The organism is Streptomyces sp. 13-12-16, from assembly GCF_002114215.1.
Classification (GTDB): Bacteria; Actinomycetota; Actinomycetes; order Streptomycetales; family Streptomycetaceae; genus Streptomyces.
Map to the genome: position 1 here is coordinate 1 of NZ_NCTE01000142.1, position 8,984 is coordinate 8,984.

The following is an 8,984-nucleotide window of genomic DNA, read 5'->3' on the forward strand; positions in this document are numbered from 1 at the left end:
ACGCGTCGACGAGGCTGATGCTGTGGTCGAAACCGGCCAGGCGGATCGTCCGGGCGACCGGTTCGGGTGCGCCGACGACGGCGATCCGCACCTCGTCGCCCATCTTCTGGCGGGCGAAGACCAGGGAGCGCAGGCCCGCGCTGGACAGGTAGGAGAGGTGCGCGGCGTGGATCACCAGCTCGATCGCGCCCGCCGAGGCGGCCTCGTCGACGGTGTCGTGGAAGCGGCCGGCGGCCGCCGCGTCGAGTTCGCCGGTCAGCTCGATGACGGCGATCCGTTCGTTGATCCTGAGCCTGATGTCGAAGGACACGGTGGCCCCTCCTTCTGCGTCGCGGTGCGGGACGGTCGGGCGGTACGGCGGTCAGCGGGGGTTTGCCGCCCGGCCCACCAGGACCACCGCGGAGTGCGGTCCCAGGTGGTAGCGGCCGGGGTGTTCCAGCGGCGGTTCGGCGCCCAGCGGCCGGGCGGCGGTCATCGTCGTGTCGGCGAAGAGGTGCCAGGCGTCGCCGGGCGGCAGGTGCGGCAGTTCCAGGTCGTGGCCCTCCCAGTGGGCGTTGACCGCGACGTACACGTGGTCGTCGCGCACGGTGCCGTCCTTGGCGTGCCGGCCGCAGCGCATCAGGGCCAGGGTCCGGGAGTGGCCCGACCAGTCCGGCGACCAGGCGCGTACGCCGTGCCAGCTGATGTCCGGGTAGCCGCTGCCCACCCGGTCGGCGCCGATCGGGTGGCCGGCGCTGCGCAGCACCGGGTGGGCGTGCCGGAAGGCGATCAGCGCCTTGGTGAAGTCGAACAGTTCGCGGTCGGCGGTGGGGCCCTCGACGAGTCCCCAGTCGAACCAGGAGAGCTCGTTGTCCTGGCAGTAGGTGTTGTTGTTGCCGAGCTGGGTGCGGCCGGCCTCGTCGCCGGCCAGCAGCATCGGCACCCCCTGGCTGGTGAGCAGGATCGTCAGCATGTTCTTCATCTGCCGCGTCCGCAGTTCACGGACGTGCGCGGAGGCGCTGGGGCCCTCCTCGCCGCAGTTCCAGCTGTGGTTGTCGTCGGCGCCGTCGTTGTTGCCCTCGCCGTTGGCCTCGTTGTGCTTGCCGTTGTACGAGACCAGGTCGCTCAGGGTGAATCCGTCGTGCGCGGTGACGAAGTTGACGGAGGCGGACGAGGTGCGGCCCTGGTACAGGTCGGGTGAGCCCGCCATCCGGGTCGCCAGCTCCCCGACGAGACCGGCGTCGCCCTTGACGAACCGCCGCACCGTGTCCCGGAACTGGCCGTTCCACTCCGACCAGCGGCCGTAGTTGGGGAAGTGGCCCACCTGGTAGAGGCCGGCCGCGTCCCAGGCCTCGGCGATCAGCTTGGTGTGCCGCAGCACCGGGTCGTGGGCGAGCTGTTCCAGCAGCGGCGGGTTGGGCAGCGGCGTGCCGTCCGGGGCGCGGTCGAGGATCGCCGCGAGGTCGAACCGGAAGCCGTCGATGTGGTACTCGGCGACCCAGTAGCGCAGACAGGACAGCACGAAGTCGCGCACCACCGGGTGGTTGCAGTTGACCGTGTTCCCGGTGCCGCTGAAGTTGTAGTACTCGCCGCGCGGCGTGAGCATGTAGTACGTCGCGTTGTCCAGGCCGCGGAACGAGATCGTCGGCCCCTGCTCGTTGCCCTCGGCGGTGTGGTTGAACACCACGTCCAGGACGATCTCGATGCCGGCCCGGTGCAGCTCCTTCACGAGCGACTTGAACTCGTCGGCCTGCATCCCGAAACGGCCCGTGGCCGCGTAGCCGGCCTTCGGCGCGAAGAACGAGACGGTGTTGTAGCCCCAGTAGTTGTACAGCCGCTCCCCGGTGCGCGGGTCGGTGCGCGGGTTGTCCAGCTCGTCGAACTCGAAGACCGGCAGCAGCTCCACGCAGTTGACGCCGAGCTCCCGCAGGTAGGGGATCTTCTCCCGCAGCCCCGCGTACGTGCCGGGCGCCGACACCCCCGAGGAGGGGTGCCGGGTGAAGCCGCGCACGTGCGTCTCGTAGATGACGAGGTCCTCGGTGGGGATGCCCGGCGAGGTGTCGTCGCCCCAGTCGAAGTCGTCGTCGGGGATCCGCGCCCGGTAGGGGTAGACGTCGTCCCAGTCGGGTTCCGCGCCCCACACGTCACGGCCCGACACCAGCCGGGCGTACGGGTCGCTGAGCACCTTGGAGGCGTCGAACCGGTCGCCGGCGGCCGGGTCGAAGGGGCCGTCGGCGCGGAAGCCGTACTCCAGGTTCTCGGCGTCCAGGCCGAACACCGTCATCGCGTACACGCTGCCCACCCGGAACTCGGGCGGGAACGGCAGCTCGGCGGTGGGCTCCTTCGCGCCGCGCTCGAAGAGCACCAGGCTCATCGAGGTGGCGCGGTCGGAGTACACGGAGAAGGTGATCCCGCCGGGCACCCGGTGGGCGCCGTACGGGAAGGGCCGGCCCGCGCGCACCCGGTAGCCGTGGATCCGGCGCGTCGGGAAGCCGTCGACGCGCTCGCGCAGCTCCTCGACGGTCATCGGCCCGCACGTTCCAGCGCGTCGTCGAGGTCGTCGGTGACCTCGAAGAAGTCCAGGAAGCCGGTCGCGGACATCACGAACCGCACCTCCTCGGAGAGGCCGACCAGGGTCACCCGGGCCCGTACCTGCTGGGCCCGGCGGTGCACGATGAGCAGCGTGCGCAGGCCGGCGCTGGAGATGTAGCTGACGCCGCTCAGGTCGATCAGGACCTTGCCCTCCTGGCCGATGAACGGCAGGAGCTGGGCCTGCAGCCCGCCGGAGGTGGTGGAGTTGATCTCCCCCTCCAGGGCGACCACACAGGCCGCGCCCTCCGTCCGGGACGTGAGCTTGACGGTCATCCCGTCACCTCCGTGGGGGAGCCGGGGGCGAGGCGGACCTTGACCTTGACGCGGCCCGAGGTCTCGGGCAGGCGCACGGTCAGGGCCTCGGCGTCGAAGTCGGTGTGCGGCTCGCCGTCGATCTCCACGCTCTCGACGCGGATCGAGCCGGCCGGCAGCAGGTCGGGCGCCACCCGCAGCAGCCGGTCCGGCAGCACCGCCGGGTCGGGCTTGAACCAGAAGTCCATCGCCCGGCCGTCGATCAGCAGGTTGTTGTAGACGGCGGCGAGGTAGCACAGCTCGGCCGAGTGGTACATCGACATCGAGTGGCTGCCCTTGAGGCGTTCCACGCCGAGCAGGTACGGCAGGCCGTTGGCCAGGGTGTTGAAGTAGACGGCGCCCTCGTCGTGGTCGAGGAAGAAGGCGTTGTAGAACGACTGGGCGTCGCGGGCCTCGGTGCGGAACTCCTCACGGCCCGTGACGCCGTGCAGGATGAGGTAGGCCAGGATCGCCTGCTCCTGCTGCCACCACGCCTTGCGGTCGTGCCAGGCGAAGCGGAAGACGTCCTCCCCGTCGGCCTTCAGCCGCTCGACCACGTCGTACCAGCCGCCGCGCCGGCGGTCGCTGCCGACCGCGGGCATGGTCTCGCCGATGCCGGTGGCCAGCTCCAGGTAGCGGCTCTTGGGGCGCAGCGAGTGCATCCGCATCAGGTTCCAGGCGATCTTCAGGTTGTGGCCGACGACCGCGCGGTTCTGCTGCCAGCCGTGCGTGGTGTCGTGCGACCAGTCGCGGTGGAAACGTTCCTGCACGAAGGGGCTGTGCTCGGGGTCGGGGAACCGCTCGACGATGGTGTCGAAGGTGTACTCCAGCATGTCGGCGTAGGACTTCTCACCGGTCGCCAGGTACAGGTTGATCAGGTACGCCGGGGCGTGGTCGCCCACGGAGTTCCAGTTCTTGCGGGACTGGTTGGGGCCCAGCGAGTCGTGCCCCGGGTCCAGCAGGATCGGGTCGATGTGCGAGAAGTAGCCGCCGTGCTCCGGGTCGAGGTAGAAGCGGTCGAACAGCCGGAGCGTGGCGTCCGCGTCGGCCTTGATCCGCGGGTCGCCGGTGACCCGGTACGTCTGCACCGGACCGGCCAGCGCGTAGATCTGCTCGTAGGCCGGCAGCGCGTCGTAGTCGTCGGAGAACTCCGAGGTGAACAGCTTGGTCTCGATGTCGCCGTCGACCTTCAGGCCGTGGTACCAGTACACGACGTTCTCGTCGGTGTCGACGAAGCGCATGTGGGCGCGCAGGTACTCGGTGCCGCGCTCGGCGACCTCCAGGTACTCGTCCTCACCGGTGAGCAGGAACGCCGAGGCCATGCCGTACACCAGCCGGGAGATGGTGTCGGTCTCCTGGACGTGGCTCGCGGTCTTGTCGCCGCCGAGCCGTATCTCGGTGCGGTAGGCGGTGAAGTCGACGGGTCCGTCGCCGAACTGGGCCCGCCGGTAGAACGCGGCGATCTCCCGGATCTGCCGGATCCACCAGCCGCCCTCCTCGAAGCGGTAGTCGTCGGTGTCCCGCCCGACGAAGACCAGCCGCTTCGCCTCGAACCGCAGGCCGCCGCCCTTCGGGTAGTAGACGCCGTACGCCAGCAGGAAACGGCCGGGGGTCAGCAGGTCGTCGATGTGTCCCGAGGCGTCCTGGTAGGGCTCGCCCAGGTTGTGCAGCAGCTCCGCGGCCGGGCCGCCGTCGAGGGACATCGTGACGGCCTGCCCGTCGGCGGTGGCCAGGGTGGCCTCGCGGGAGGCCGCGTCGAAGCCGGTGACCCGGCCGGCGACGGTGTCGGAGAAGGTGAAGTCGGGGGTGCCGGGATTGCCGGTCATGTCTCACGCACCTCGCAGCACGAGCTCGTCGATGATGGTCCTGGCGAACAGATGGCAGTGGTCGCCGGTGCGCGCGGTCACCAGGTCGCCGTCGACGACGACGTCCTGGTCCACGTAGTTGGCGCCCATGTTGCGCACGTCGCCGATGAGGTTGTTGTGGCAGACGACCTTGCGGCCGCGGACCACGTAGGGGATCGAGGAGGCCAGCCACATGCCGTGGCAGATGATCCCCTTGACGACCCCGGAGCGGGCGAACGCCCGCCGCAGCAGGTCGGTCGCGGGCGCGAGCCGCTCGATGTCCTCGGTGTAGCGCAGCCGGTCGGCGACCATGCCGGACGGCACGATCAGCGCGCTGTACTCGCGCAGCCGGCGGTCGTCGAGGTCCTCCAGGCTGCCGGTCACGGTCAGCGGCGCCCGGTACTCGTGACCGGTGAAGGTGATCGCCTCGTTGCCCCACAGCCGGGTGAGGAAGTCGACCCGGGCGCCCTCCTCGGCGAACCGGCGCTGGTAGTAGGCGATCTCGGGCTCGTAGAAGTCGCTCTCGGCCAGGACCGCGATGCGGCGGCCGGAGAGCACCCCGTCGCGGGACGGTGTTCCGGACATGGCTCAGGCCCCCTCGGCGGTGCGCAGGTCGATGAGGAACGGCTTGTCGTCGGCGAGCATCCGCTTGACCGCGTACGGCACCTGCTCCGGCTCGTCGACCCGTACCGCGTCCACGCCGAAGCCGCGGGCGAGCTCGGTGAACCCCAGCTCCGGGCGGGACAGGTCGAAGGGCGACGGGTGGGGGTGCAGGGGGATGCCGCGCTCGCGCCAGTACTGCTCGATGTTCAGGTCCAGCAGCTTGTAGCTGCGGTTGTTGCAGATCACGAACTTGGCGCCCACGTCGTGCCGGACGGCCGTGTACAGGGCCTGGAAGGTGTACATCGACCCTCCGTCCCCGGTGAAGCCGATCACCGTCTTGTCCGGGTGGGCCAGCTTGATGCCGATGGCGCCCGGGATGCCGACGCCGAGCGAGCCGCCGCGGGTGGAGAACCAGTGGCCGGGGAGCCGGCCGGGCAGATGGGCGCCCAGCGCCCCGGCCGCGGTCAGCGCCTCGTCGAACACCATCAGGTCCTCGGGGGCCCGGTCGGCCAGCTCCCGCAGGAACGCCGAGAGCAGGGTGCCGTCGTCGGCCGGCCGCTCCGGCTGCTCGCGCCGGCGCAGGTCGAGATGGCGGGCGGCGCGCATCCGGTCGACGTCGGAGAGGCTGTCCTCCAGCCTCTTGGACAGCGCGGCCAGGGTGGCCCTCGGGTCGGCGACCAGGCCCAGGGTGACCGGGTGGTTCTTGGCGATCTCGTAGCCGTCGAGATCGATGTGCACGATCCGCGCGTCCGCGCGGAACGGGCTGCCGGTGTCCGGGAACACCTCGGGGAAGACGTACGTCCCCACGATCAGCACCGCGTCGGCGTCCTTCACGCGTGCGGTGCTCACTTCGCCGAACATGTGCCCGAGCTGCCCGCGGTAGAGCGGGTGCCGGGCGTCCAGGTTGACCTCGGAGAAGTCCACGCCCCACACATCGGCGCCCAACTGCTCGGCCACCCGCGTCAGTTCCGCCTGGCCGCCGGACGCCGAGACGCCGTCGCCCACCAGGACGAGCGGGTGCTCGGCGCCCGACAGCAGCCGCGCGGCCTGCTCCACGAGCGAGGGCACGGGCAGCGACTCGGTGCTCAGGAAGGTGCTCGGGACCACCGGTTCGCCGTTGACCGCGTCCAGCACGTCCAGCGGAAGGGCGACGAAGACCGGGCCGCGCGGTGGCGTCATCGCCATCTTCATGGCGCGGCGCAGCACCCGCAGCACCGAGCCCGGATCGGTCACCCGGGTCGCGTACTTGGTCACCGGCTCGGCCATGGCGACCAGGTCGGCCGCCATCTGCGCGTCCATCGCGTCGTACTTCACGCCCGCCTCACCGGCGATGACGACGAGCGGCGAGTGACCGCGCTTCGCCTGGTAGAGCATGCCGATGGCGTTGCCGAGGCCGACGCCGCTGTGCAGCTGGAGCAGGGCGGGGCGGCCGGTCGCGCGGGCGTAGCCGTCCGCGATGCCGGCGGCGACCGTCTCCTGGAGCGTCAGGACGTACTGGAGTTCGTCGTAGTTCTCCAACGCGTCCAGGAAACCCTGCTCGACCGTTCCCGGATTTCCGAACATGTAAGGAATTCCATCGGCGATGAACTGCTCGATGATCGCCGCATTGCCCTGCCTGGCCATGTCTCTTCCTTTTCTCGCTGGGACTCCTGGGAATTCTGGGAATCCTGGGACCCCGGTGATTTCCCCCGGCGGTCACCAGCCGTAGCGGCGGAGCCCGTCCTCGAGAACCTCGACGATCTTCTCGCCGGTCAGATAGGAATCCGGCGTGGAACGGCCCGTGATGAACGGGTAGTCCACGATGACCGAGGTCTCCTTGCCGAAATTCCCGTGGTAGCGGCCGTCGGGGCCGGTGGCGTCGCGCAGGATGTACTCCAGCGGGTACGGCGGCGGGCCCATCACGAAGTCGGTGCCCAGGAAGCCGGTGCCGTCCTTGTAGTCGTACTCCTTGCAGTGCCCGGTGACGTGCTTGCCCCAGAGGATCGACCTGCGGTCCTCCCAGTCCCGGGCGAACGCGAGCGGGGCGACGCCGTAGCACTCGGCCCCGATCGGCTTGCCGGCGCGCAGGAAGGCCAGGATCAGCTCGTGCACCCGCTCGTTGTTGGCGAGGTCCACGATCGGTCCCGAACCGCCCACGATCAGCAGGGCGTCGTACTCCTCCAGCTCCTCCGCCACCACGTCGACCGCGCGGTGGTACGCCTCCAGCTTGCGCAGGTAGTCGTCGTCGGCCGTGTACGGGCGCTCCGGCAGCCAGGCCGAGAGGTCGACCGGGTCGTCCAGCCGGTCGGAGGCGTCGATCTCCTGGGTGAGCCGGGCGACCTTCTCCGAGGTCACCGAGCGGCCCAGCGGGGGGTCGACGTACCCGGGGTCCATCGACGGCGGCAGCGCGTGCGCGCGCTTGCCGGTCGGGGTGGCGAACACGACCTCGTAGCCCTGCCGGTCGAAGTGGTGCAGCGGCCCGACGAGCTCCTCGCCCCAGTAGCCGTACTCCGACAGAACCACGAGGATCTTCCTGGCGTTCCTTCTGGCCACGCCTGCTCCTTCGGTAATCGGTGCGGGGTCGGTGGCCGGGCGCCGTCTCGGAAGGGGCCGGCGCCACGGCCACCTGAACGGGGGGATCAGCGGGCCTCGGGGCCGATGATCCAGTTCTCCTTCGCGGCGAGCGAGAAGACGTGCTTCGGGTCCGTGATCTCGTCCCGTGCCGCCTTGACCCGCCCGGTGAAGTGGGGGGAGCGCAAGGCCTGCCGGAGCGCCTCGGTGTCGTCGAACCAGAGCTGCTCGACGGAGTCGAAGGCCGCCTCGCCGAAGACGTAGGCGCCGTCCACGGTGTGCGCGTGCAGATAGCGGCGCAGGCCGGGGACGCCGCGGACCTCGGAGGCGTAGCCGTCCAGGCTCCGCTTGCGGTAGTCGTCCAGGTCGAGACCGGGACGGCGCTTCATCAGCACGGTGAGCTTGACCCAGTCCCGGTCGCGGCCCTCCCCCGGACCGGGCACGATCTCGTGCGCGGTGGTGTCGACCACGATCGTCAGCCAGAACGCCGCCCAGTTCGGCTCGTCCGGCCGCGCGCCGTTCAGGAACTCGTCGGTCTGCAGCGAGGCGAGCTGCTCCTCGCCGTTGGCCAGCCAGATCTCGGCGATGCCCTGGTGGGGGAGGGCCGGCGAGCCGAGGTCGCCCTCGACGTCGACGACGGTGTCGACCATGTACTTCCGGATCTGCGGAATCTTCGCCGCGTACCGCACGGCGTGCACATTCACCCAGTAGTCCTGGAATTCCTGTGCCGTCATACCCGGCTTGGGTGCGGCCAGAATGAACTGGTGGATCATCGAATTGTCTCCTGTTCCACGCCGGTCCGGACTCGTGAAATCGTGTCAATGGGTGCCGTCGGTGGGCAATGAAATACGGGCGACTTCCTGACCTGTCGCGGATTTCAGGCCGCGCTCGGGCGTTCATGGACGAGGCGGCGTATCGCGGCCAGCGGAATGGGCAGCCAGTCGGGACGGTTACGGGCCTCGTACACCGCCTCGTAGACCGCCTTGTCCGCCTCGAAGGCGCGCAGCAGCACCGGGGACCGCCGGGGGTCCGCCCCGCCCGCCCCGGCGTACCCCTCGCTGAACGCCCGCCGGTTGTGCACCGCCCAGGCCGCGGCCCGGCGGGCGGGTCTGCCGCCGCGCCGTG

Annotated in this window: 8 protein-coding genes and 1 pseudogene; all 9 read right to left on the reverse strand. The window is 70.2% G+C overall.

Annotation, left to right across the window (positions count from 1 at the left end; all coding sequences use genetic code 11):
- Window positions 1–310 (reverse strand): STAS domain-containing protein (locus tag B7767_RS06660; RefSeq protein WP_107485856.1); only part of this gene is annotated, 310 nt, incomplete at its 3' end.
- 51 nt (window positions 311–361) lie between these two features.
- On the reverse strand, window positions 362–2,506 hold the full coding sequence (gene glgX, locus B7767_RS06665; RefSeq protein WP_085571320.1) for a glycogen debranching protein GlgX: 2,145 nt from the start codon (window positions 2,504–2,506) through the stop codon (window positions 362–364).
- Window positions 2,503–2,844 carry an STAS domain-containing protein gene (locus tag B7767_RS06670; protein WP_085571321.1) on the reverse strand — a complete coding sequence of 114 codons (342 nt, stop codon included), beginning with the start codon at window positions 2,842–2,844 and terminating at the stop codon, window positions 2,503–2,505. The genes glgX and B7767_RS06670 overlap by 4 nt, the downstream gene beginning before the upstream one ends.
- Window positions 2,841–4,688, reverse strand: coding sequence for an AGE family epimerase/isomerase (locus B7767_RS06675; RefSeq protein WP_085571322.1), 1,848 nt, complete (start codon window positions 4,686–4,688; stop codon window positions 2,841–2,843). The genes B7767_RS06670 and B7767_RS06675 overlap by 4 nt, the downstream gene beginning before the upstream one ends.
- Window positions 4,689–4,691: 3 nt before the next feature.
- Window positions 4,692–5,291 carry a DJ-1/PfpI family protein gene (locus B7767_RS06680; protein WP_085571323.1) on the reverse strand — a complete coding sequence of 200 codons (600 nt, stop codon included), beginning with the start codon at window positions 5,289–5,291 and terminating at the stop codon, window positions 4,692–4,694.
- Between the two features lie 3 nt (window positions 5,292–5,294).
- The gene (locus B7767_RS06685) at window positions 5,295–6,932 is read right to left on the reverse strand and encodes a thiamine pyrophosphate-binding protein (RefSeq protein ID WP_085571324.1); all 1,638 of its coding nucleotides are present in this window, start codon (window positions 6,930–6,932) and stop codon (window positions 5,295–5,297) included.
- Between the two features lie 72 nt (window positions 6,933–7,004).
- Window positions 7,005–7,841 carry a type 1 glutamine amidotransferase domain-containing protein gene (locus B7767_RS06690; RefSeq protein ID WP_085571325.1) on the reverse strand — a complete coding sequence of 279 codons (837 nt, stop codon included), beginning with the start codon at window positions 7,839–7,841 and terminating at the stop codon, window positions 7,005–7,007.
- An 86-nt stretch (window positions 7,842–7,927) separates the two neighbouring features.
- The gene (locus tag B7767_RS06695; protein WP_085571326.1) at window positions 7,928–8,632 is read right to left on the reverse strand and encodes an EthD domain-containing protein; all 705 of its coding nucleotides are present in this window, start codon (window positions 8,630–8,632) and stop codon (window positions 7,928–7,930) included.
- Between the two features lie 104 nt (window positions 8,633–8,736).
- Window positions 8,737–8,984 (reverse strand): annotated as a pseudogene (locus B7767_RS06700) (hypothetical protein); the annotation flags it as partial.

Bases quoted from the DNA above. Each gene is read 5' to 3' on its own strand.
- B7767_RS06675 (WP_085571322.1), bottom strand. From the start codon at position 4,688: ATGACCGGCAATCCCGGCACCCCCGACTTCACCTTCTCCGACACCGTC.
- B7767_RS06670 (WP_085571321.1), bottom strand. From the start codon at position 2,844: ATGACCGTCAAGCTCACGTCCCGGACGGAGGGCGCGGCCTGTGTGGTC.
- B7767_RS06695 (WP_085571326.1), bottom strand. From the start codon at position 8,632: ATGATCCACCAGTTCATTCTGGCCGCACCCAAGCCGGGTATGACGGCA.
- B7767_RS06685 (WP_085571324.1), bottom strand. From the start codon at position 6,932: ATGGCCAGGCAGGGCAATGCGGCGATCATCGAGCAGTTCATCGCCGAT.
- B7767_RS06680 (WP_085571323.1), bottom strand. From the start codon at position 5,291: ATGTCCGGAACACCGTCCCGCGACGGGGTGCTCTCCGGCCGCCGCATC.
- glgX (WP_085571320.1), bottom strand. From the start codon at position 2,506: ATGACCGTCGAGGAGCTGCGCGAGCGCGTCGACGGCTTCCCGACGCGC.